Origin of the sequence: Pantoea sp. C2G6, assembly GCF_051336815.1 — a bacterium.
In the GTDB taxonomy this organism is placed as follows: domain Bacteria; phylum Pseudomonadota; class Gammaproteobacteria; order Enterobacterales; family Enterobacteriaceae; genus Pantoea.
This window is the reverse complement of the sequence record NZ_JBGMNJ010000004.1, coordinates 19747-41791: the sequence shown is the minus strand read 5'-3', so window position 1 is coordinate 41791 and position 22045 is coordinate 19747. Positions and strand designations below refer to the sequence as shown.

Sequence of the window (22045 nt, the reverse complement as noted above, 5' to 3'; positions counted from 1 at the left end):
AACCGGGCTTTTGGGCCACAGTGCTGTTGTGGCTGTATGCCCCTAAAACAGAATGGTGATATGCCGGGGTAGCATGTTTTCACTGCGACGAAGTACATAGGCAAAATTCCCATGGAGCAAGCGACTTCCGGACGCAGTTTCATGCAGCGCCCTGGCGATTTCGTCCATTGCCGAACGGATGCTGGGGGTGATGATTCGTACCGCCTGTGCCGTAGGCGGGGTCAGTTTCGGGATGGAGGAGACCTTTCAGCCCTGGCTGGCGCGGTAAGCTGGTGAGGCTGCTGAACGAGTGGCTTCCCCGCTTTATCGGGTTTACCTCTACTTTCCCAGCCGCAACAACCTCGCGCCGAAGCTGCGGGCATTCATCGATCACCTCCGGCTCTGATCAGCGCTGATACTGCTCGTCGCTGACCTGTTCCAGCCAGTCAACCGGGCTGCCATCCACCGATTCGGCGATGGCAATATGGGTCATGGCGTTATCCGGCGTTGCGCCATGCCAGTGCTTCACATTCTCCGGGATCCAGACAATATCGCCGCAGTTCATCACCTGAATCGCTTCGCCTTCACACTGAATCCAGCCCTGTCCATGCGTTACGATCAGGGTCTGCCCCAGCGGATGGGTATGCCATGCGGTGCGGGCACCCGGTTCAAAGGTCACGGTCGCGCCGCCGACACGAGCGGGTTCTGTCGCCTGGAAAGGGGCATCAATTCTTACCGTACCGGTAAAATAGTCGGCGGGGCCCTGGCGGGAAGGAAGTGAACCGTTGGCGATAATTTTCATTGTTAACTCCTGCATCTGAGTGAAGAGCTAAAGTTTAGCCGCTGGTCGGGGCGGTCATTAGCCCACGCATCCGGCAAGCAGCTATGAATCCGATTCATTAATCGCCCCTGACTCTGTTTCAGCTGCTGATGTTGTAGCGGGTGATGATATTAATCCGGGAGTAGGGTGCCGGTGGCGCTGAAACGGGCAGGAAGCCATGAAACTCCAGCAGGGTGCGGAAGGCATGCTGCGCATCTAGTTGCAGATTATGCTCGATCAGCGCGTCAATTTTGCCTTCGGCCAGCAGCGCCCGGTTTTCACTGTCGAGATCGTGGCCGATCACCGCGTTGAGCGGACGGTGCTGTTCGGCAAAGGCACGCAGTATGCCGGGATTGCCGCCCCCGACGGTGTAGACCGCGTCTGTTTCCGGGTGCCGTTGCAGAAACTGTGTCACCGCCTGATGCATCCGCAGATCAATACCGTAACCGCCCGCCAGCACGCTGACCTGGTGCTGCGGCGCAAACTGCTGCATGGCACGCTGGAAACCCTCGATACGCTCCTGCTCGCCGACGAAATCGCGACTGCCGGTGATCGCCACGATATGCGAACGCGCGACCCGCAGCCACCGGGACATCAGAAACGCAGCCAGTTTACCGGCATCAAAATTATCCATGCCGATGTAGCGCAGTCGCGCGCTACTGGGTAAATCACTCATCACGGTAACAACCGGCACGCGCTGTTTCAGCAGCGCCTCGATGGCCGGATTGAGACGTTCGGAACTGGCGACTTTCAGGATCACGCCATGACTGTGAAGCGCACTTTTATTCAGCAGACTGATGATCTCATCAGTGCTGAAGTGCGTGCTGAAGTGGAAACGTAACTGCAATTTAAAGGCGGCAAAACTGGCAATCTGACTGCTGAACGCATGGCGTATCAGCGGCTGAAAGCGGTCAGGGGTATGCATAATCACATCGAAATAGATTGTCCTCCCCCTGGCCAGCCCCGCTTTCTGCGTCAACTCCAGGTCGGCGATAGCCTGCTGAATACGGTGCTGGGTGCGGGCATGGACCCGGCCGCGCTGGTGCAGCGCCCGATCGATGGTCGCCAGGCTCAGCCCTGACTGGGCGGCAATCTGTTTTAGGGTGAATTTTGCCATGTGCGACTCGCTGAACCTGATGTTACCCCTGTTTTATCATACTGCCGGGTTCTGAACATCTTTCAGCCAATAGCGCAGATATTTCTCTGAATTGCACCTGCCCGATTTTCAATAAACCCTAAATATATTACCGTCATGACCGCGCGGTTTTTCAGTGGTTGCTACTCTGTAAACTGGCTGCCATCGAAATAGGACCGGATAATATTCCAGACATGGATAAATAATAACCGCCCTACCGCTTCGCTTATATTTTCTCAGGCGACGGCTTTTTTGTTTTTTAACTTCTGCTAATGATAGACTGTATATGCATACACCGTCTGGAGGTCGTGTGAAGGACGATAAAGATAAAGAAATCCGTGCGCTGGTGGGTGCGGTAGTGAGTGATTTGATTAAAGCAGGAGAGCCGGTTCATTTTCATGATATTACGGACGCCCTGTTTCGCCTCAGCGAAGAGACGCGAGACGGCAGACTTAAAGCGCTATGCCAGGAAGCGATCAGCTTTTTTACCCGCAAAATGCATTAGGGTTGATGGCGTTGATAACTGACGCCAGCCCCGTTCCCGATTCAGTGTCACTACCCTCCACGTAAAAGCGGCGGAAATGTCTATCGATTAGCCTGCTGCTTATCGCTTTTTTAATCAACGCCGCTCACTGCGCAGGCAAATATATATCTGAAGCTATCTTTTGGTGACGGCTTCCATCATTAATCGCTGATCTGTTCCGCTGCTGTTATTTATCAGGCTGATGAGGCGGGCATCATAGGGCAGGGCAATATCAGCAAGGCAAATGGCCAGTCTGAAATAGCAGCATGCGCTGAGAGTCTGGGTTAGCGGATAATAGTAATAATAGCGGTTCGCTTTCGCAAAGAGTCACATTAATCAGGCTGAGCCGCAGAGGTTAAGGGGATGGGGGCCTCTGCGCTATCAGCGATAACGCAGAGTAAAGGGTCAGATACCGGCGTCATCCGGGGTGCGGCCCACCACAATTTCCAGCGTTTTCCGCACCACATCGAGTCTGACGACGTCTGAAGTGCTTTCCATTTCCGCAATCAGGTAGAGGATGATGGCTTTATTCGTCACACGTCCCTGGTCAGCCACAATATCCCGAATCACTGCGCCCAGCAGTTCGGTTTCCGAAGCAAGCTGATCGCCCGCGCTCCGAAAAAACTCAATGATGGATGAATCTGATGATGAGTGTTGCATGTTTTTTATTTCTCTGAGGAAAATGTGTTAGACGCAATGGATGAAGACAAAATCGAGTGTAGACGCTGTTTGCGTTTTGCCCAGCCGGAGACGAAAGTTTTCTCTTTGAGGTTGCCGCTTCGCTTATATCCAGCCGGACGCGACAGGCTCCCGGCACGGTCACTCAGTGCTTCTTGGAACCTTCCGGTGGACCATCGCTGTTCATACGATGCGCTGCGTTGTCCCGTTCAGCCGCTTCACTGTTCACCCGCTTGCGGGCTGCGACCATACCGTTACGGACTTCGACGATAGCTTTGCGGATTATCGCGACTTTCGTTTCATCGTCAGCATCGGCAGCCATAAGTTCTAGCTGTGTAATCAGGGCGTTGCTGGACACCGGTTTGTCTGACTTGAGTAATGTCAGAACGGCTTCACCGATCATGACATCTGTCAGTTTCTCATCTTCACTTCTGTACATACTGGCTTCTCAGATTACGAATTATTGGCCACGCTGCGAGTCCGTAGCATTAGCAGGCGCTATCTAAGGCGGCTGTTACGGGAGAGCAGTGCAGGGCTTCGTTAATGCGGTAAATAGTCCGATCAGAGTGGCTGACAAAGGGCTGAGATGGCATGCCATCTCAGCCCTGAATACCATTAATTTTCGCGGCGAAAGAGCAGGGCAATCAGCTCATGCAGATGGCTCTCTTCCTCAGGCGTGGCAGCCAGTTCAAGGCGGCGTAACAACTTACTACAGATCGTTTTGCGGCTAAGGGTGTGACCTGCGCGCAGAATTTCCACCACTACTGAACCCAGTGTCTCCTGCTGCGAGGGTGAATTAGCCTGATTGAAATAACGGGCAATATCACTGATCGCTTCCGGGGCCTGTCCGTTCTGACGCATGGTGTTGTCCTCAGGTGGTTAAAATGTGTCGCACTCTGGTTGCGCAAGTTATACATCTTTAAAAAACTTGTACAGAATTTTGAATTTTTAGCCGAATTATTTTTGTGCAAAAAGTGCTATTGATTTTAAATCAAAGACTTAGAAAGAGTGCGCAGGACAGGGAAATTGTACCAAATTCTTGTATCGTTTTGCCATCATCGGGGACCGTTCCGACCTGCTGTTAGCGTCACAGGTCGGCAGCGGAGGGAGGCAGAAAGGTCAATGTTTAAACAGGATGTCATCAGCAGAGAGAGGATTGGCACCGTCGCTGGTAAAGTTCTTCGCTAACCAGGTTCGTGGGCCACTGGTCCGCGAACCGATAGTTTTGAACCCCATCAGCCACTGCCGCGCATGTTGCAGTTGCTCAAGACGCGTCTCGTCGGTTTCCGCACTGGCCATCACCTGTAACTCTTTGATCAGCAGCTCAACATTCACTTCCTGACCAGCATTAAACAGGTTCATTGCGGCTTCGCCAATGATGACATTCGCTTTTTCGTCGCTGGAAAAATACAAATTTTCCTCCTGATTGATTGCGGTACGTGACTTCAACTGTAGCAAAAAATTTCACGATATTTAATTAACTTTACCGATGGGTAAGCATCTATTGAGGAATAAAAAATCCGCCTGGCTGTTACCAGACGCTGTGACGTGAAACGACCGTTGCCCCGCAACCCACAGCCGATAGTTGCTGCTGCGCGGTATTGCCTCAGCCTGCCTGCCGCCCGATTTTGCAAAAATCGGGCTGATTTTCCTGCAATGACACCGCCCAAAAAACTGACATCATAAAATTTAAATCCTTTTAAATCAGTGGATAACGTCTGATGTTTACAAAAGTTCGCATAACGCGGGCTGCGCTGAAGAAACTTCACACTCCGCACCCTGTCGCAAATATATAGCCTGTGCTATAAAAATTAGCACTGGCTATTTTTGCTTTACTTTTAATCACCTCTGGAGATCGCACTATGCTCGCGACCGGAAAAATATCGACGCTGTTACGCGGTGTGCTGTTATTCGCTGCCCTGACCGGCAGCAGTTATGCTACAGAAAAATTTAAGGTTGTTACCACCTTCACGGTGATTGCTGACATGGTGAAAAATGTGGCGGGTGACGCGGCTGAAGTGACCTCAATCACCAAACCGGGCGCGGAGATCCATAACTATCAGCCAACCCCTGGCGATATTAAACGGGCGCAGGGGGCACAGCTGATCATGAGTAATGGGCTCAATCTCGAAAGCTGGTTTCAGCGCTTTTATCAGCATCTGAACGGGGTGCCGGAGGTGGTGGTTTCCACCGGGATCACTCCTGTCGGCATCAACGAGGGGCCTTACAATGGCAAACCCAATCCGCACGCCTGGATGTCGCCCGATAATGCGCTGATCTATGTCGATAACATCCGTGACGCGCTGGTGAAGTACGATCCCGCCCACGCTGAAACCTATCGTCAGAACGCCACCACCTATAAGCAAAAAATTACTGATGTGCTGGCCCCTCTGCGCCAGCAGATTGCCGGGATACCGGAGAATAAGCGCTGGATGGTGACCAGCGAAGGCGCGTTCTCTTATCTGGCGCGCGATCTCGGCATGAAAGAGCTTTATCTCTGGCCGATCAACGCTGACCAGCAGGGAACGCCGCAGCAGGTGAGAAAGGTGATCGATCAGGTCAGGAAGCATGCGATTCCGGCGATATTCAGCGAAAGCACCGTCTCCGACAAACCCGCCCGCCAGGTAGCGCGTGAAACCGGCGCGCATTACGGAGGGGTACTCTATGTCGATTCCTTAAGCCCGGCGCAGGGAGCGGTGCCGACCTACCTCGATCTGCTGAGAGTGACCACTGAAACGCTGGTACAGGGCATCCGGGCGGGGGAAAAAACGCAATGAAAGAGACGATTGTGGTTTCCGGCGTCAGCGTGACCTATCGCAACGGTCACACCGCGCTGCATGATGCCAGTTTCAGCGTGCCGGGCGGTTCGATCGCCGCGCTGGTGGGCGTAAATGGTTCAGGCAAGTCGACCCTGTTCAAGGCGCTGATGGGCTTTGTCCGGCTGGCCAGCGGCAGCATCTCGGTGCTGGACATGCCGACCCGACAGGCGCTGCGTCAGAGCCTGATCGCCTATGTGCCGCAGTCGGAAGAGGTCGACTGGTCGTTTCCGGTGCTGGTGGAAGATGTGGTGATGATGGGCCGCTACGGTCATATGGGCCTGCTGCGCCGTCCCCGGTCACACGATCGGCAGATCGTCAGCGAGGCGCTGGCGCGGGTCGACATGCTGGCTTATCGCCATCGTCAGATTGGTGAGCTCTCCGGCGGACAGAAGAAAAGGGTGTTTCTGGCGCGCGCCATTGCGCAGCAGGGCAGCGTGATCCTGCTGGATGAGCCTTTTACCGGCGTGGATGTGCAGACCGAGGCCAGAATCATCAGTCTGCTGGGTGAGCTGCGGGCGGAAGGCAAAACCCTGCTGGTTTCAACCCACAACCTGGCATCCGTCACCGAATTCTGCGATTACACCGTGATGGTGAAAGGCACCATTGTGGCCAGCGGTCCGACCGCGACCACTTTTACGGCCGCTAACCTGGCGCGTGCGTTCGACGGCATGCTGAGGCATGTGGCGGTGAAAGGGCTGGATGAGAGGAGTATTAGCGATGATGAGCGCCCTTTTATTGCCGCGCCTCTTTCACCTGATAGGGGAGAGTGAGCATGGAACTGTTGCTTGAGCCGTTTGGCTATCACTACATGCTTAATGCGATGTGGGTCTCGGCGATGGTGGGCGGCCTGTGCGCCTTTCTCTCCTGCTATCTGATGCTTAAAGGCTGGTCGCTGATCGGAGATGCGCTCTCGCACGCCATTGTACCCGGCGTGGCAGGCGCTTATATGCTGGGGCTGCCGTTTGCGCTGGGGGCTTTTCTCTCCGGCGGGCTGGCGGCGGGAAGTATGCTGCTGCTGAATCAGCGCACCCGACTGAAAGAGGATGCGATCATCGGCCTGATCTTCTCCTCCTTTTTTGGGCTTGGGCTGTTTATGGTGTCGCTCAATCCCACCGCGGTGAATATTCAGACCATTGTGCTCGGCAATATTCTGGCGATTGCCCCGGCCGACATTCTTCAGCTGGCGCTGATTGGCGGGCTGTCGATACTGATTCTGTTTTTCAAATGGAAAGATCTGATGGTGACCTTCTTTGATGAAAATCACGCACGCGCCATCGGTCTGCGGCCGGAACGTCTGAAAATCCTCTTCTTTACCCTGCTGGCGGCCTCCACCGTGGCGGCGCTGCAAACCGTCGGTGCGTTTCTGGTGATCTCTCTGGTGGTGACGCCCGGCGCGACCGCCTGGCTGCTCAGCGATCGCTTCCCGCGCCTGCTGATAATTGCGGTGGCAATCGGCAGCGTCACCAGCTTCCTTGGTGCCTGGGCGAGTTACTATCTTGATGGCGCAACGGGCGGCATTATCGTGGTGGCGCAGACCCTGCTGTTCCTGCTCGCTTTCGTCTTCGCGCCGAAACATGGCCTGCTGGCCAACCGCCGTCGCGCCCGTAGTGGTGTGGCAAAGGAGCCTGTCTGATGTGGCTATCTGAACCTTTTCAGTTCGCTTTTATGAACCACGCGCTGCTGATTGCGCTTATCGTGGCGGTTCCCTGTGCGCTGCTGTCGCTGTTTCTGGTGCTGAAAGGCTGGGCACTGATGGGCGATGCCATGAGTCACGCAGTGTTTCCCGGCATCGTTCTCGCCTGGATGGTGGGCGCGCCGCTGGCGGCGGGCGCGTTTTTGGCAGGTCTGTTCTGCGCGCTGGCCAGTGGCTTTGTGCAGGACAACAGTCGTATCAGGCAGGATACGGTGCTGGGGATTGTCTTTTCCGGCATGTTTGCCGTGGGCCTGATCCTCTATATCGCCGTCCGGCCAGAGGTCCATCTCGACCACATTCTGTTTGGCGATATGCTGGGCATCACCGGAGCCGATATTGTTCAGACCCTGATGATTGCCGTGCTGATCGTGGTGGTTATCGCGGCGAAATGGCGTGATTTTATGCTGTTCAGCTTCGATCCGCAGCAGGCGCAGGTCTGTGGTCTGCCTGCGCGCTGGCTTCACTATGGTCTGCTCTGCATGGTGTCGCTGACCATCGTGGCGACGCTGAAAGCGGTGGGGATTATCTTGTCGATTTCGCTGCTGATCGCGCCCGGTGCCATCGCCGTGCTGCTCACCCGCCGCTTTGGCTACGCGCTGCTGGTGGCGGTGCTGGTTGCCGTGCTGGTGTCGCTGAGCGGCGTGTATCTCTCGTTCTTTATCGACAGCGCGCCAGCGCCCACCATCGTGGTGCTGTTTGCCCTGCTGTTTATGGTCACGCTGGTGCTGACAGGCCGCAAAACCCGTCGGCTGGAACGTCAGCGACGCAGCGTCCGTTGATCCTGCCTCAGCCGCGGTAGCGCAGCGCGTCAATCAGCAGCGCAAAAGCGCGGGTGTGCTGCCTGCGGCTGGGATAGTAGAGGTAGTAGCCCGCAAAGGGTTCACACCAGTCGGCCAGCACCTGCACCAGCCGCCCGCTCTCAAGATGTTCCGCCACGCTATCCTGCGGCACACAGGCGATCCCCATACCGGAAAGCGCCGCATCGATGCGCGAGGAGAGATAATTGAAGATCAGCTGTCCCTCCACTTTGACCCGAACCGGTTTACCCTCGCGCATAAATTCCCAGTGATAGAGACCGCCCAGCGTCGGCAGCCGCATGTTGATACAGTTATGCTGATGCAGATCGTAAGGCGTCATCGGGATGCCATGCTGATCGAAATAGTCGGGTGACGCCACCACACTCATGCTCCAGTCCGGGCCGATGCGCACCGCCACCATATCTTTTTCCACCTGCTCACCCAGCCGCACCCCGGCGTCAAACCGTCCGCTGACAATATCGGTCAGGCTGTTATCCGCCGAGAGTTCCACCTTCACCCCCGGATAGCGCTGCAAAAAGGGTTTAAGCCGCGGCCACAGGGTTGAGGTCAGCGCATGCTCGCCGGCGTTGATGCGGATGGTGCCGGAGAGGGCACCCTGACGGTCAGTGACGCTGACCAGTTCCGACTCAATGGCGCTGAGCAGTGGAGCGATATTTTTAATCAGCTGCTCACCTGCGTCGGTAGGGGCGACGCTGCGGGTGGTGCGGGTCAGCAAACGGAGATCGAGTCGCTCCTCCAGACCGCGAATCGCATGGCTCAGCGCCGATTGCGATACCCCCAGCTTCGCCGCCGCCTGGGTAAAACTGCGCGCCTCCGCCACCGCCATCAGATAGAGCAGGTCGGTAAAATTTTCTTTCAGCATAGATCCTCTTGCCGGTTGAACCTGAGACAACAGCCGCAGCAGGTTCGTTGATGAAGGTCAGACAGGCTGCGTCACCTGCGCTGCAATCTGACCCGACTGGTCGCTCCGTCGTTTCACCTTTTGCGCCTTCATTGATGAAATCAGCACATAAGCCTGTTTAATCGCGCCGATAAGCGCCTGATAATTTTTTCCAGCTATTTCAATGGAATCAGGCGATTCACGACTGATTCTGACGTCTGTTCAGGCCGCTCTGCGCCTCGGATAAGGCTGACTTTTTACCGGCTTGCCCGCCAGATTGTCAAAAAGCTGCTAAACCTTAAGGCAGAGATAGACGTGTAAAGATTAGGGTTATCCGCTTTTTCCCCGATGACTATCCCGTCCAGAACCAACCCATAACAATTACATCTTTCAGCCTCCAACAATGGGAAGCAGACAATGTCGGAAAAAATATCGCTAACAATGCAGGTCAACGGTCAGCCGCAGCAGATGCAGGTCGATCCCCGCGTGACCCTGCTCGACGCGCTGCGTGAGCATCTTAACCTGACCGGCACCAAAAAAGGGTGCGATCAGGGACAGTGCGGCGCCTGCACGGTGCTGGTCAATGGTCAGCGGGTGCTGAGCTGCCTGACGCTGGCGGCCCAGGCGGAAGGCGCGGAAGTGACCAGCATAGAAGGGCTGGCGTCCACCGAAGGCGAACTGCATCCGGTGCAGCGCTGTTTTGTGGAAAACGACGCCTTCCAGTGTGGCTACTGTACACCAGGACAGATTATGTCCGCTGTCGCCTGTATTAAAGAAGGACATGCGGGTTCGGACGATGAGATCCGCGAATATATGAGCGGCAACCTCTGCCGTTGCGGGGCGTATCCGCACATTGTGGACGCGATCAAACAAGCCGCGGCTGAGATGGCGAAGGAGTCCGCATGAATGAGTTCAGCTGGAAAGTTGCGCAGTCGCCGGAAGAGGCCGCTGTGCTGAAACAGCAGCCTGGCAGCCAGATCCTGGCGGGCGGCACCACCCAACTCGACCTGATGAAGTGCGGCGTTTTCACGCCGCCGCAGCTGATTGGCATCAGCGGGTTGAGCGCGCTGAAAACCCTGCGGTTTGATGAAGATAAAATCAGCGCCGGTGCGCTCACCACCATGAGCCAGCTGGCCGAACACCCCGACTGTCAGCAGAACGCCCCGGCGATCTACGGCAGTTTATGGCAGGCCGCTTCACCCCAGATCCGCAATATGGCGACGCTGGGCGGCAATTTACGTCAGCGCACCCGCTGTGCCTACTACCGCGATCCGGCCACCTTCTCCGCCTGTAACAAACGCAATCCTGGCTCCGGCTGTGCCGCACGGGATGGGGTCAACAGCAACCATGCCATTCTGGGTGCCAGCGAGAGCTGCATCGCGGTCTATCCCGGCGATCTGGCGGTGGCGCTGGTGGCGTTTGACGCCATTGTTCTACTGCAAAATTCGCAGGGCGAAAGCCGCCGCGTGGCGATTGATGATTTCTTCCTGCTGCCGGGTGACACTCCCGACCGTGAGCATGATCTGCGCGACGATGAAATTATCGTGGCCATCGAGGTGCCGCAGACCGCCTCTCTGCGCCACTCCCACTACCTGAAAGTACGTGACCGCAGCTCGTATGAGTTCGCCGCCGCCAGCGCCGCCGCCGGTTTCACCCTGGAGAACGGCGTGATGCGTGATGTCCATATCGCGCTGGGCGGAGTGGCGACCAAACCCTGGCGGGTTCGCTCGGTCGAGCAGGCGCTGGAAGGCCAGCCGTTCAGTGAAGAGACGGTGTTCCAGGCGGCAGAACTGATCACCCAACAGACTCAGGCGCTGACCCATAACGCCTATAAAGTAAAACTGGCCCCGCGCGTGATTGCGCGTGCGCTGATGGCAGCAGGAGAGACCGCATGAGTGATGTAAACGACCAGGCGCGCCGCGATCTGTTCAGGGCGACGGCAGCAGCGTCGGCGGTGGAGACGCAGAGCGCCAGCGACACCGCCACCCCGGAGCCGAAAACCGCCAGCCCGCTGGAAGGGCTGGGCGCGGCGCGTTCGCGCGGGGATGGCAAAGTCAAAGTCACCGGCGAGGCGCGTTACGCCATCGAACATCAGCCGGAAAACCCGCTCTATGGCGTGGTGATCCAGTCAACCGTCGCCAGCGGCCGTATCAGCCGCATGTCGGTTGAGCAGGCGCAGCAGGCAAGCGGAGTGGTGGCGGTCTATACCCATCTGAACTCGCTGAAAATCAACAAACCCGTCGCGATTGCCGACGGCGGCGCGGCGCAGTCGACCTACACCCCGATTCAGGATGATGTGATTATCCATAACGGTCAGAACATCGGCCTGGTGGTGGCGGAGACCTTTGAGCAGGCTACCTATGCCGCCTCGCTGGTGGAGGTTGAGTATGAAACCACACCGGCGCTGATTTTCGCCACCGACGAGGGCGTCGAGCCGAAGCCGGTTTCGAAGCAGGATATTGATCTGGGCGATGCGCAGACGGCGATGCAGCAGGCGGAGGTGCGGGTGAATGAGCGCTACACCACGCCGCGCGAATACAATATGCCGATGGAGCCGCACGCCTGTATCGCTTACTGGCAGGATGGCCGGATGACAGTCTGGGAGCCGAGCCAGTGGGTGGCGGGGGCGCAGCGGGAAATTGCCGAGTGGATGGGCATTGAGGTTGAAGCCGTACGGATTATCTCACCCTATGTCGGTGGCGGCTTTGGCTCTAAGCCGGTGCCCTATACCCACGTGGCGCTGGCCAGCGTCGCGTCGCGCGCGCTGAACCGTCCGGTCAAAGTCTCGCTGACCCGCCCGCAGACCTTTACCGGGCTGGGCGGTCGCCCTGCGACCTCTCAGCAGCTGGAGCTGGGCGCATCACGTGACGGAAAGATTCAGGCGATTATCCAGCGCAGCTTCAGCGAAACCTCGCTGATTGACGTCTTTGCCGAGAACTGTAGCAAAGTGACCGCCCGGATGTACGCGGTCGGCAACGTCTCCGCGCAGCATCAGGTCCGGCCAATCAATACCGTTACCCCAGGCTGGATGCGCGCGCCGGGCGAAAACCCCAGCGCCTTTGGTCTGGAAGTGGCGATGGATGAGATGGCCTACGCCCTGAATATCGACCCCCTGGAACTGCGGCTGCGCAACTGGGCGGATAAAGATTATCAGCTTGATCTGCCGTGGAGTTCGCGCCGTCTGAAAGAGGCGTACCAGAAAGGGGCTGAAGCCTTTGGCTGGGATCAGCGCATCATGGCGCCGCGCTCCATGCGCGAGGGACGCGAGCTGATTGGCTGGGGCATGGCTTCCGGCACCTATCCGGTCAACAAGCTGCCGGCTGAAGCGAAGATCATCCTGACGCCGCAGGGCAAATTTGTGGTGCAGTGCGCCGGTGCGGACATCGGCACCGGCACCTACACCATTCTGGCGCAGACCGCCGCCGACATTCTGGGCGTCGCTTCCAGCACCATCGAGGTACAACTGGGCGACACCGAACTGCCGCGCACGGGTGTGGCCGGGGGATCGCAGCTGGCGGGCAACGTGACCGCCGCGGTGAACGATACCGCCAAAAGAATGCGCGACCAGCTGCTGAGGCTGGCCAGCGAACTGCCCGCGTCACCGCTGAAAGGCACGCCGCTGTCGCAGTTAACGCTGACGGCGGACGGTGTTAAGCACAACGATCGGGCGGTCTCCTTCGCGCAGCTGGCGGCGCAGGCCCCGGCGGAGAGTCTGGCGGTAAAAGGTGGCACCTTCCCGGAAGATATGTCGCAAAGTGAGCGTGACCGGATGGTGCGCAACCTTAACGACATGAGCCGCCCGGAGGCTTTTTCTGCCCACAGCTGGAGCGCACAGTTTGTGGAAGTGCGGGTGGATGAGGATTTCGGCACTATCCGGGTAAAACGGATGGTGGCGGCGCTCGACAGTGGTCGTCTCTACAACCCTAAACTGGCGCGCAGCCAGTGGATTGGCGGGATGATCATGGGTGTCGGCCAGGCGCTGATGGAAGAGGGGATCGTCGATCCGCGTAACGGCCGGGTGATCAATAACAACCTGGCGGATTACCTGGTGCCGGTCAACGGCGATATTCCGAGCATCACCACCATCAACGTCGGCGAGCCCGATTTTGAGGCGACCACCATGGGCGGTAAAGCGGTGGGTGAGCTGGGGATCGTCGGCGTCGCGGCGGCGATCAGCAACGCGGTATTCCACGCCACCGGCAAGCGGGTACGCGATCTGCCGATTACCCTCGATAAAATCATCTGACCCTGGCGGTCAGCTGCATGATGTGCCGCTATGCGGGCGCGGGCTGATGCCTGCGCCCGTTTTTCACCTTCTGTCGGAGAGCGAGATTGAAAATAGCCCTGGTTATGCTGGCCGCCGGAATGAGCCGTCGTTTTCGCCAGCAGGCGGGTGAGCACAAGCTGCTGGCCGATCTCGGCGGTAAGCCGGTGTTACAGCGCACCCTGAATCAGGCCGCCGCCAGCGGGCTTGATCTGTTTGTGGTGACGCGCCCGGACGAACCGGCGCTTCAGGCGCTGCCGGAGCCGGCCAGCCTGGTGCTGTGCGACAGCCACGGGCTGGGCGAGTCTATCTCGGCGGGGGTCAGGGCCAGTCGCGATTATGATGGCTGGCTGATTGCGCTGGGCGATATGCCATTTGTTACGCCAGCCAGCTACCGTGCCGTCAGCGCCGCGCTGGCGGAGGCCACCATCGTCAGGCCGTGGGTCGATGGCCAGCCAGGCCATCCGGTGGGTTTTCAGCGCAGCTGTTACCCGATGCTGAGCACCTTACAGGGTGACGCCGGGCCGCAGGCGCAGGTGAAGTCTCTGGCGATGCGGCTGCCGCTTAGCGATCGCGGCTGCCTGTGTGATATTGATTTCCCCGCTGATCTGCATTTACTAAAGGAATTTTCATGATAACGCTGGATCAACGTGTTATTAACGCGGCACTGCGCAGCAGCCAGGCGGGTCAGCGGGTCTGGCTCTGTACCGTGCTGCGCACCTATGGCTCCTCGCCGCGCGCCCCCGGCACCCTGATGACGGTGAACGAGGCGGGTGAATATTGCGGTTCGCTGTCGGGGGGCTGTATCGAAGAGGATTTTCTGACGCAGTTGGCGGCCGGTGCTTATCGCGCCAGCAGCCAGCGGGTGCGTTACGGCGAGGGCGGGCTGCGTCCTGACGTCAGCCTGCCCTGCGGCGGCAGCCTGGAGATCGTGATTGAGTGCCTGCCGCCCGATGAGACCACGCTGGCGCTGCTGAGCGCGATGCAACGGGCGCTGAGCGGACAGCAGCCGCTGGTCAAACTGATTGGACCTGGCGAGCGTGCCCGGTGGGAAACGCTCGCCACCGACCGGGTGCTGCCAGCCATCAGCGTCAGCGAGCAGCAGCTTCTCCTGCCGGTAGGGGCGATCCCGGAACTGCTGGTGGCGGGTTACTCCAGCGTGGCGTTTGAGTGCATCCGCCTCGGGCAGATACTGGGCTTTCATGTGCGGGTCTGTGAACATCGCCCTGAGATGCTGCCCGAGCTGGAGCAGCACTTCAGCGGCGCGGATAACGTCACCCTGGTGGCGCAGCATCCGGCGCGCTGGCTGGAGCTGAACGGGGCGCATGCCGCCGTCGCGATTGTGGCGCTGACCCACGATCCGCGCATCGACGATTTAACCATGATGGAGGCGATCGCCACCCCGGCGTTCTATATCGGCATCATGGGCTCGGCGAAAAACAGCGAAAAACGCCGGGCGCGGCTGCAACAGATTGGCGGTATGGATGGCGCGGAACTCGACCGTATTCATGCGCCCATTGGCCTGCCCATCGGCAGCAAAACCCCGGCTGAGATTGCGCTGTCGGTGATGGCTGACATCGTGCGGGTAAAAAACCGCGGGCCGTCAGCGGCCTGACCCCGGCGTTGCCTCGGGTGCCAGCCGATAGAGGTAGCTGCCGGAGTAGGGGATCGGCAGAAAATCACGGAACAGCTGCCGCAGTGTCTGTTCGGGATCGACATCGCTGAACAGCTGCGGATAGAGCGTCGTGGCAAAAAATTCGGTGGCGACCACATGCCAGGGGCTGAGATAGAAGTTGTGCCAGATCGCCCCGGCGTGACCGTCCCGCAACGCCGTCAGCTGTTTCAACGCATTCTGCTGACCGGTCAGCGCCAGCAGGCTCTGGCGGGTCTGCGCCGGTGTCACCGCCGGACCCAGCTTCAGCGCGCCCGCCTCATCGGCGCTGCCGGTGCCGGTGGCAAAGTAGTAGTCCGGCTGCGCGGCGATCACGCTCTCTTCACTCAGCCGTCCAAACACCCCTTTAACCTGCGGGCTGGCGATGTTATCGCCCCCGGCAAAGCGCAGCAGCTCCCCGAGGTTGCCATTCACCGAGGTGACACAGCATTCACTGCGCCGTCCGAGATGCAGCTGCAACAGCACGGTCGGTTTCGCGCCATGATAGCTGGCCAGCCGCCGGGCAATACGCTGCATATGACTGCGGTAAAAGCGATTAAAGTCGGCGGCCCGCTGCGGCTGATTCATGACCTCGCCCAGCAGGGTGATGCTGCGCTCGGTATTCTTCAGCAGCTGCACCCGCAGGTCGATCTTCAGCACCGGAATATGCGCCGCGGCGAGCATCCTCTCCAGCTGCGCACCGCTTTCACTGCCGCGCGCCAGCTGCGGCAGGATCACCAGATCGGGCTTCAGCGCGATCACCTGCTCAGGATTCAGGTCATTGACGCCATCCAGACCCAGCGCCGGAATATCGCGCATCTGCGGGAACTGGCGGGCAAAAAGCTGCCAGGTCTGGGGATCATACTTCTTCAGATCGAGCGGCCAGCCCGCAATCTGTTGCAGCGGGTTGCCGGGCGTCAGCAGCGCGAGGCTGTAGAGCATCCGGCTTTCACCCAGCACGATACGCTGCGGATGATCGGGAATCGTCACCTGGCGACCGGTAATGTCGGTCAGGGTGCGCGCCTCTGCGCCTGTGGCGATCATCAGCGCGAGCAGCAGCGCCGTGCGCAGCCTGCTGCGTAACAGATTAAAATTCAACACGGGCCTGCACCATCAGATTACGGGTTTCACCTTCACGGACGCGCAGATTGCCGCCGCTTGAACTGTAGTAGTGCTTATCAAACAGGTTGTTCAGGTTAAGACGCAGCTCGGTTTTCTCGCCGAACAGCCGGTTATTCCACGCCACAAAGCTGTCCGCCACCACGTAGTCGGGCAGGGTAAAGCTGTTGTCAGGATCGCCGGCGCGACTGCCGACGTAGCGCGCTCCACCGCCGAGCCGCAGCGTACCGGGCAGGCCGGTGATCGACACATCATGACTGAGATAGAGCGCGCCGGCATGGCGCGGCGCATTCTGTAAACGGTTGCCGTTATTGGCCGGATTCACACGATCCTCAACAATTTCCGCCTGGTCATAACTGTAGTTGGCGCTGAGATCCCAGCCTGGCGCAATCTCACCGTTCAGCTCAAATTCGGCACCGCTTGAGCGGGCTTTATCGATGGCGCGCGTGCTGCCGTTAATGCTCAGTGACATCGCCTTTTCATCAATCCGATAGAGCGCCACCGAGGCGAACAGTTTCGGTGACAGCTGCCATTTACTGCCGACCTCCCAGCTGGTGCCCTGTTCCGGCTTGCCGACGTTGCCGTCATCATCCACGTCGGTGGAAGGCGTGAAGGATTTACTGACGCTGGTATAGAAAGAGAGGTCGGGCGTCAGTTTGTAGATCACCCCCGCCTGCGGCAGAAACTTATTGCCCGCATCGTTCAGGGTTTCGACCTGCGGATTTACGCCGCGTGAGGCGCGCTGTTCGTAGTGCTGATAACGGCCACCCAGCACCACAATCCAGTCGGATGACAGGGAAATGCTGTCTTTGGCGTAGAGTGACCGGCTGTGAATGCGATTCAGGTTATTGGCGTTAGCGCTGTTTTCGGTGCTCTGGTCGGTGACCGGCGACAGCCGATCATAAGTGGGATCGAAAAAACTGAAGTCGCGGTTGACCTTACCCTGATACTGGTGGGCGCGATAGGTCTGGTTCATCTCATAGTCGGTGCCCGCCACCAGCGCGTGTGACATTCCCAGAATCTCCGGGTTGCCCAGCAGATCCCAGCTGACATATTTGGTTTTGTGGTTGAAGCCGCGATTGGCGTCGGCCCGCCGTGTCACCACGCCGGTGCTGGCGTTGACGGCGGTGACGCGCACTTCATTATTGTCATAGCGTCGCTGGTTCCAGCCCAGGGTCAGCCGGGTGTGCCACTCATCATTGAACTGCCAGTCGTAGTAGCTATTCAGACTTTTATTGTGGCCCCAGGCGTGATTGGCTTTGTCATCCAGCCGATCTTTGTAACCGATCGCGATGGGCTTCCCGTCGATAAAGGCGGTGCCGCGATCGTAGGGGATGTCATAGCGGTAATCGGAGTAGGCGATCAGAAAACTGGCCTGTTCGCCATACCACTGCAACGAGGGTGCCAGCAGCGTATGTTTGTCACTGCCGAAACTGCGCCAGTAATCCTGATTCTGCTGCTCGGCGATCAGCCGGAAGGCGAAGCCGTTCCCCAGCGGACCGGTTACGTCCAGTGTGCCAGCCCCGCCGCCTTCACTGGCGTAACGTCCGCTGACGCTGGAGTGCCAGCGGTATTGCGGCTTTTTACTCACCACGTTGATCACCCCGCCCGGATTCTGAATGCCATACAGCAGCGAGGAGGAGCCTTTCAGCACCTCGACCCGTTCGGTGGTGGCGTCCAGATTCAGCCCCTGACTGCTGCGGATGCCATCGCGGTAAATGGAGCCATCGGCGTTGCTGCCAAAGCCGCGCCGGACAAAGCCATCTTCGGTGCCGGCCAGGGTGTTTGCCTCGCTGATCCCGCTCACAAAACGCATCGCGTCTGCCAGCGAGCTGACCTGAAAGTCCGCCAGCTGCTGCTGCGTCACGGTGCTGGTCGACTGCGCTTCATCGACCCGCGCGGTCAACGCTTTACTGGCCACGCTGCTCTGGCTGGCGCTGTAGTTCCCCTCCGGGCTGGCCTCGGCGGTCACGGTGAGGTCGGGTGTGGTACTGGTGGTTTCCGCGTTCGCCTGGGGCAGCAGCGCGCTGCTGCAAATTGCGAACAGCAGGGCAGAGGGGTGTACCGGAGGTCGGTTGTCTGATCGGTTTTTCATTTTTTTATGCAGTTTCTTAAGCTAATCATGCCCCCGGCTGAGAAACGTTCAGCGCGACAGGGCTACCCTGGCGACCATCTGCCTGTGCAGTGGTTCAGACAGATAAGTTGAGCGTCTGGCATCCTCACCCTGTGCCCGGCATTACTCGCCGGACGACAATGCTTCTCATCTGTAATTGAGAATCATTCAAACATCAGCTAATGTAGTAGTAAACAGAAATAAGCTGAAAAACACTACATGGGATGATGGCCCTCTGCACTGGCGTCAGGCAGCGGAACTTCTTCATATTTCACTGAAAAAAAAGAAGATATTTATCTCTCTGCGCCGGGATGCCCTGTAAAATCCCACCTGTTAGTGGGGGAAAAGAAAACCTGATCGCCTGTTTACTACAGGCTGATCGACTGTCGCACGGCAAAATCAGCGGTGGTTACTGACCCGCTGCCCGCGAAATGGCGCGACCCTTTTGAAGCCAGCATAGGATGATGATGAAACAGACCAGACCAGCCAGAAGCCGGGTCGATGTGGTCGCGGAACGCCTCCGCGCCCGCGAAAAGCAGCTCTCACCGCGCCTGCTGGCGGTGGCGCGTTATATCGATCAACAGCGGGAGAGCGTGCTGGAGAGCACCGCGCTGGAGATTGCCGCCGCGAACAACACCTCCGACGCCACGGTGATCCGCGCGATTCAGGCGCTGGGTTTCAGCGGCCTGCGCGATCTCAAACAGACGCTACAGGCGTGGTTTGGCCCCTCGCTGACCTCCGAAGAGAAGATGATCACTACCGTCAGTGAAGTGACCAGCGATGTAAACAGCTCCATCGATTTTGTGCTGGAGGGCCATCGGCGCGCCTGTGAGGTTCTGTCGCAGCCGCAGAATCGGGTGGCGATGGCGGACGCGGTGGCGCTGCTGAGCGAGGCGCGCCAGGTCGCCATTTTCGGTATCAATGCGTCCGGTATTCTGGCGGACTACAGCGTGCGGCTGCTGAATCGCATCGGGTTGCCCGCCTTTTCCCTGAATCGCGCCAGTATTGCCCTGGCGGAACAGCTGCTGGCGTTGCAGCGCGGCGATGTGCTGGTGATGATGGCGCAGCAGTCGGCCCATCGCGAAGGGACCACCGTGCTGCGCGAGGCCAGACGGCTGGGGGTGCCGGTTATCCTGCTGACCAACGCCACCGACTCCTTTTTCGCCCGCGCAGCGGATGTGGTGATCAATGTGCCGCGCGGCGGGGAGAACGGACGCATTCCGCTGCACGGCACCATCATGGTCTGTCTGGAAATGGTGATCCTCTCGGTGGCGTCGACGTTACCGCAGCGAACCGTCAAAACCATGAAGCGCTTACAGGATCTCTATCGTGGCCTGAAACCCACGGGCAAAAAGTAATTTCGTATTTCTGGCCGCGCTGCCCGATAACGCGGTCTCCTTAAGTCAAATTTCTCCGCTTTGCGAGCCAGATCGCGCCTTTTGACTGGCGCTTTCCCTCTGCCGACTACGCTTACTCTGTTTTCCCCGGTTGATATTTTGCTTATTTAATCCTTGTTACTCTGTGCGGAGCTGCTGATGAAACCCCTTCACGCGCCTTACCTTGTTTGCTGTGCGACGCTGAGCCTGCTGTCGCCGCTGCCAGCCGTGGCCTGGAACGATCTCACCGTCTTTGGCGATAGCCTGAGTGATGGCGGGAACGTGGGTCGCTTTACCTATGATGGAGCGACCCATCCGTTGTATGACGACATCATCGCGCAGTCGCTGGGCGACACGTTACAGCCCTCGTCACAGGGCGGAAGCAACTACGCGGCGGGCGGCGCGGTGGCGGTGCCTGCGCTCAATCCGCTCTATAACAGTCAGGATCAGGTGGCGCAGTATCTGGCGACGCACGGCGGGCGGGCCGATCCCGACGGGCTCTATATTCACTGGATTGGCGGGAATGATTTAGCGGCGGCGGCCATCTCCCCGCTTACTGCGGTTCAGGTGGTTGATAATAGCGCCAGTGCAGCGGCGTCGCAGGTCAGCCAGCTGCTGGATGCCGGAGCCGGTACGGTCGTTGTGCCGACGGTCCCTAACGTGGGGGCGACCCCGGCACTGTTGCAGGCGATTTTGCAGGTGCTGGGTCCTGCGGCGGAACCGGCCACTGCCGCCCTGTTTCAGTCACTGAGCACCGCCCCGACGCCCGACCGGGCGGCGCGCGAGCAGGCGGTAGAAACCGCGCTTACCCAGGCGGCGGCAGAGGTTTCCTCCATTCCGTTGATCCGGGATGCCCTCGCGCAACAACTGATCGCCGCCTGGCAGCTGCTGAGCCGTGAGGCCGCCGCGCTGACCGATCGCTATAACCAGACCGAAGAGCAGGGGCTGGTGGCGGCGCGCGGCAATATTGCGCGCGTCGACATTAATGGCCTGTTCAATGAGGTGATCGATAATCCGGCGCTGTATGGTCTCAGCAACACCGCCGGAATGGCCTGTCCGCCCGGTGTCTCCGCTATGGACTGCACCTCCGCGACGCCGGGATTCTCTCAGGCGCAGCAATATCTGTTTGCCGATCGCCTTCATCCCAGCCCGGCGGTTCACGCGCTGATCGCTGATTATATTCAGTCGGTGCTCAATGCGCCGTTGCAGGTGGCGGCGCTGAGCCAGGCACCGTCAATGCTGGTACGCGACGCGCGGAACACCCTGGAAGGCCATCTCCAGCAGCAGCGCCAGCAGCCCGCCGCTGCCGGTGAGTTTATTGTCTTCGGCGGGTACGCCGGACAGCATCGCGATTTTCGTGGCGACAGCTTGCAGCAGGGCGACTCTACCAGCGCCAATGGCACTCTGGGCGTGGGTTATCAGCTGACCGATCGGTGGCAGGCGGGCGCGATGCTCTCGGCCACCTCGCAGCGCCAGCAGCCCTCATCGCGCTTCGACTATCATTTGCGCGGTAATCTGGTGGCGCTCTGGAGTCAGCTGAACTATCTGGAGGGCGGCTGGATCAACGCTGACGCCCATTATGCGGATCTCGATTTTGATGGGATTGAGCGTCAGATCCGGCTGGGGCCGGCAACCCGCACCGCGCAGGGCAGCAGCAGCGGCAAAGTGCTGGGGATGCGGTTGCAGACCGGCTGGGATCTGCCGCTGGGAAGTTATGTCACCACCGGTCCGGTTGCCAGCTACGCGCTCGACTACACGCGGGTGGGTGGCTATCAGGAGCAGGGTAACAGCAGCAGCGCGATGCGCTTTGGCGATCAGACACTGCACTCACAGGTTGGTTCGCTGGGCTGGCGGATCGACAGTAAATCGCTGCCGATCAACCCCTGGGCCGAGGTCAGCTATAACCATCAGTTTGGTGACAGCGACTCCGCCGTGACCGCCGGACTCAAATCGACCCGCACCGCTTTTACCCGCCGCGGCGCCGCACGGGATGATAACTGGATTGATATGGCGGCAGGGGCCAGCGTGCCGCTGGGGCAGAGCGTCAATGCCTTTGCCGGTGTTTCGACGGTCGCCGGCAACAGTGATTATCATCAGGTGACATGGAATGTCGGGCTTAACGCCCGCTTCTGACGCTGCTGACCCTATGCAGCCAGCCGCCTCAACCCTTCAACGGC

Annotated in this window: 22 protein-coding genes; 12 read left to right on the top strand and 10 right to left on the bottom strand. The window is 58.8% G+C overall.

Going from position 1 to position 22045, the window contains the following annotated elements; genetic code table 11:
* Positions 1–385: 385 nt before the first annotated feature.
* Positions 386–781, bottom strand: a complete 396-nt coding sequence (locus ACCW71_RS07590; protein WP_436370575.1) for a (R)-mandelonitrile lyase — start codon at positions 779–781, stop codon at positions 386–388.
* A gap of 118 nt (positions 782–899) precedes the next feature.
* A complete protein-coding gene (locus ACCW71_RS07585) occupies positions 900–1916 on the bottom strand; it encodes a substrate-binding domain-containing protein (protein ID WP_436370574.1) in 1017 nt (338 codons plus the stop codon).
* A gap of 304 nt (positions 1917–2220) precedes the next feature.
* Here ACCW71_RS07585 and ACCW71_RS07580 point away from each other — a divergent pair, with 304 nt between their 5' ends.
* Positions 2221–2439 (top strand): hypothetical protein, encoded by a 219-nt coding sequence (locus tag ACCW71_RS07580; RefSeq protein WP_436370573.1) that lies wholly within the window; start codon positions 2221–2223, stop codon positions 2437–2439.
* A gap of 423 nt (positions 2440–2862) precedes the next feature.
* Here the strand turns inward: ACCW71_RS07580 and ACCW71_RS07575 are convergent, their stop codons facing one another.
* The 5 genes from ACCW71_RS07575 to ACCW71_RS07555 form a co-directional block, all read right to left on the bottom strand.
* Complete coding sequence (locus tag ACCW71_RS07575; protein ID WP_436370572.1) at positions 2863–3117, bottom strand: biofilm/acid-resistance regulator YmgB/AriR; 255 nt, start codon at positions 3115–3117, stop codon at positions 2863–2865.
* 163 nt (positions 3118–3280) lie between these two features.
* Entirely contained in the window at positions 3281–3574 is a 294-nt protein-coding gene (locus ACCW71_RS07570; protein ID WP_436370571.1) for a hypothetical protein, read from the bottom strand.
* A 176-nt stretch (positions 3575–3750) separates the two neighbouring features.
* A complete protein-coding gene (ycgZ, locus tag ACCW71_RS07565) occupies positions 3751–3996 on the bottom strand; it encodes a regulatory protein YcgZ (RefSeq protein ID WP_436370570.1) in 246 nt (81 codons plus the stop codon).
* A 258-nt stretch (positions 3997–4254) separates the two neighbouring features.
* Positions 4255–4548 (bottom strand): hypothetical protein, encoded by a 294-nt coding sequence (locus ACCW71_RS07560; RefSeq protein WP_436370569.1) that lies wholly within the window; start codon positions 4546–4548, stop codon positions 4255–4257.
* Positions 4549–4580: 32 nt separating this feature from the next.
* Positions 4581–4904, bottom strand: a complete 324-nt coding sequence (locus ACCW71_RS07555; protein ID WP_436370568.1) for a hypothetical protein — start codon at positions 4902–4904, stop codon at positions 4581–4583.
* A gap of 93 nt (positions 4905–4997) precedes the next feature.
* On the opposite strand from ACCW71_RS07555, the gene ACCW71_RS07550 reads away from it, so the two are divergent.
* The 4 genes from ACCW71_RS07550 to ACCW71_RS07535 are packed head-to-tail and all read left to right on the top strand — an operon-like array spanning position 4998 to position 8426.
* A complete protein-coding gene (locus tag ACCW71_RS07550; protein WP_436370567.1) occupies positions 4998–5912 on the top strand; it encodes a metal ABC transporter substrate-binding protein in 915 nt (304 codons plus the stop codon).
* On the top strand, positions 5909–6724 hold the full coding sequence (locus ACCW71_RS07545) for a manganese/iron ABC transporter ATP-binding protein (RefSeq protein WP_436370566.1): 816 nt from the start codon (positions 5909–5911) through the stop codon (positions 6722–6724). Before ACCW71_RS07550 ends, ACCW71_RS07545 begins: the two co-directional genes overlap by 4 nt.
* Positions 6725–6726: 2 nt before the next feature.
* Complete coding sequence (gene sitC, locus ACCW71_RS07540; protein WP_436370565.1) at positions 6727–7587, top strand: iron/manganese ABC transporter permease subunit SitC; 861 nt, start codon at positions 6727–6729, stop codon at positions 7585–7587.
* Positions 7587–8426, top strand: coding sequence for a metal ABC transporter permease (locus tag ACCW71_RS07535; protein WP_436370564.1), 840 nt, complete (start codon positions 7587–7589; stop codon positions 8424–8426). The genes sitC and ACCW71_RS07535 overlap by 1 nt, the downstream gene beginning before the upstream one ends.
* 7 nt (positions 8427–8433) lie before the next feature.
* On the opposite strand, the gene ACCW71_RS07530 is transcribed toward ACCW71_RS07535, so the two are convergent.
* Positions 8434–9327 (bottom strand): LysR substrate-binding domain-containing protein, encoded by an 894-nt coding sequence (locus ACCW71_RS07530; RefSeq protein WP_436370563.1) that lies wholly within the window; start codon positions 9325–9327, stop codon positions 8434–8436.
* A 459-nt stretch (positions 9328–9786) separates the two neighbouring features.
* On the opposite strand from ACCW71_RS07530, the gene ACCW71_RS07525 reads away from it, so the two are divergent.
* The 5 genes from ACCW71_RS07525 (at position 9787) to ACCW71_RS07505 (ending at position 15224) form a co-directional block, all read left to right on the top strand.
* Positions 9787–10251: a (2Fe-2S)-binding protein gene (locus ACCW71_RS07525; RefSeq protein ID WP_436370790.1), complete on the top strand. Its 465-nt coding sequence runs from the start codon at positions 9787–9789 to the stop codon at positions 10249–10251.
* The gene (locus ACCW71_RS07520) at positions 10248–11240 is read left to right on the top strand and encodes an FAD binding domain-containing protein (protein ID WP_436370562.1); all 993 of its coding nucleotides are present in this window, start codon (positions 10248–10250) and stop codon (positions 11238–11240) included. Before ACCW71_RS07525 ends, ACCW71_RS07520 begins: the two co-directional genes overlap by 4 nt.
* A complete protein-coding gene (locus ACCW71_RS07515; RefSeq protein ID WP_436370561.1) occupies positions 11237–13591 on the top strand; it encodes a xanthine dehydrogenase family protein molybdopterin-binding subunit in 2355 nt (784 codons plus the stop codon). Before ACCW71_RS07520 ends, ACCW71_RS07515 begins: the two co-directional genes overlap by 4 nt.
* Before the next feature lie 86 nt (positions 13592–13677).
* Positions 13678–14244: a nucleotidyltransferase family protein gene (locus ACCW71_RS07510; protein ID WP_436370560.1), complete on the top strand. Its 567-nt coding sequence runs from the start codon at positions 13678–13680 to the stop codon at positions 14242–14244.
* Complete coding sequence (locus ACCW71_RS07505; protein ID WP_436370559.1) at positions 14241–15224, top strand: XdhC family protein; 984 nt, start codon at positions 14241–14243, stop codon at positions 15222–15224. Before ACCW71_RS07510 ends, ACCW71_RS07505 begins: the two co-directional genes overlap by 4 nt.
* Here the strand turns inward: ACCW71_RS07505 and ACCW71_RS07500 are convergent.
* Together ACCW71_RS07500 and ACCW71_RS07495 are read right to left on the bottom strand one after the other, a co-directional pair.
* On the bottom strand, positions 15213–16304 hold the full coding sequence (locus ACCW71_RS07500; RefSeq protein ID WP_436370789.1) for an ABC transporter substrate-binding protein: 1092 nt from the start codon (positions 16302–16304) through the stop codon (positions 15213–15215). The genes ACCW71_RS07505 and ACCW71_RS07500 overlap by 12 nt on opposite strands.
* A 43-nt stretch (positions 16305–16347) precedes the next feature.
* Positions 16348–18474 (bottom strand): TonB-dependent siderophore receptor, encoded by a 2127-nt coding sequence (locus ACCW71_RS07495; protein WP_436370558.1) that lies wholly within the window; start codon positions 18472–18474, stop codon positions 16348–16350.
* Between the two features lie 485 nt (positions 18475–18959).
* Between ACCW71_RS07495 and ACCW71_RS07490 the strand changes: the two genes are divergently transcribed.
* The gene (locus ACCW71_RS07490; RefSeq protein ID WP_436370557.1) at positions 18960–19850 is read left to right on the top strand and encodes a MurR/RpiR family transcriptional regulator; all 891 of its coding nucleotides are present in this window, start codon (positions 18960–18962) and stop codon (positions 19848–19850) included.
* Between the two features lie 177 nt (positions 19851–20027).
* A complete protein-coding gene (locus ACCW71_RS07485) occupies positions 20028–22001 on the top strand; it encodes an autotransporter outer membrane beta-barrel domain-containing protein (RefSeq protein WP_436370556.1) in 1974 nt (657 codons plus the stop codon).
* Positions 22002–22045 lie beyond the last annotated feature (44 nt).

Excerpts from the sequence above, each read along its gene's own strand:
- ACCW71_RS07550 (WP_436370567.1), top strand. The coding sequence starts at position 4,998 with ATGCTCGCGACCGGAAAAATATCGACGCTGTTACGCGGTGTGCTGTTA.
- ACCW71_RS07570 (WP_436370571.1), bottom strand. The coding sequence starts at position 3,574 with ATGTACAGAAGTGAAGATGAGAAACTGACAGATGTCATGATCGGTGAA.
- ACCW71_RS07530 (WP_436370563.1), bottom strand. The coding sequence starts at position 9,327 with ATGCTGAAAGAAAATTTTACCGACCTGCTCTATCTGATGGCGGTGGCG.
- ACCW71_RS07525 (WP_436370790.1), top strand. The coding sequence starts at position 9,787 with ATGCAGGTCAACGGTCAGCCGCAGCAGATGCAGGTCGATCCCCGCGTG.
- ACCW71_RS07585 (WP_436370574.1), bottom strand. The coding sequence starts at position 1,916 with ATGGCAAAATTCACCCTAAAACAGATTGCCGCCCAGTCAGGGCTGAGC.
- ACCW71_RS07495 (WP_436370558.1), bottom strand. The coding sequence starts at position 18,474 with ATGAAAAACCGATCAGACAACCGACCTCCGGTACACCCCTCTGCCCTG.
- ACCW71_RS07515 (WP_436370561.1), top strand. The coding sequence starts at position 11,237 with ATGAGTGATGTAAACGACCAGGCGCGCCGCGATCTGTTCAGGGCGACG.
- ACCW71_RS07485 (WP_436370556.1), top strand. The coding sequence starts at position 20,028 with ATGAAACCCCTTCACGCGCCTTACCTTGTTTGCTGTGCGACGCTGAGC.
- ACCW71_RS07505 (WP_436370559.1), top strand. The coding sequence starts at position 14,241 with ATGATAACGCTGGATCAACGTGTTATTAACGCGGCACTGCGCAGCAGC.
- ACCW71_RS07535 (WP_436370564.1), top strand. The coding sequence starts at position 7,587 with ATGTGGCTATCTGAACCTTTTCAGTTCGCTTTTATGAACCACGCGCTG.
- ACCW71_RS07575 (WP_436370572.1), bottom strand. The coding sequence starts at position 3,117 with ATGCAACACTCATCATCAGATTCATCCATCATTGAGTTTTTTCGGAGC.
- ACCW71_RS07520 (WP_436370562.1), top strand. The coding sequence starts at position 10,248 with ATGAATGAGTTCAGCTGGAAAGTTGCGCAGTCGCCGGAAGAGGCCGCT.
- ACCW71_RS07590 (WP_436370575.1), bottom strand. The coding sequence starts at position 781 with ATGAAAATTATCGCCAACGGTTCACTTCCTTCCCGCCAGGGCCCCGCC.
- ycgZ (WP_436370570.1), bottom strand. The coding sequence starts at position 3,996 with ATGCGTCAGAACGGACAGGCCCCGGAAGCGATCAGTGATATTGCCCGT.
- ACCW71_RS07500 (WP_436370789.1), bottom strand. The coding sequence starts at position 16,304 with ATGATCGCCACAGGCGCAGAGGCGCGCACCCTGACCGACATTACCGGT.
- ACCW71_RS07580 (WP_436370573.1), top strand. The coding sequence starts at position 2,221 with ATGCATACACCGTCTGGAGGTCGTGTGAAGGACGATAAAGATAAAGAA.
- ACCW71_RS07490 (WP_436370557.1), top strand. The coding sequence starts at position 18,960 with ATGAAACAGACCAGACCAGCCAGAAGCCGGGTCGATGTGGTCGCGGAA.
- sitC (WP_436370565.1), top strand. The coding sequence starts at position 6,727 with ATGGAACTGTTGCTTGAGCCGTTTGGCTATCACTACATGCTTAATGCG.
- ACCW71_RS07545 (WP_436370566.1), top strand. The coding sequence starts at position 5,909 with ATGAAAGAGACGATTGTGGTTTCCGGCGTCAGCGTGACCTATCGCAAC.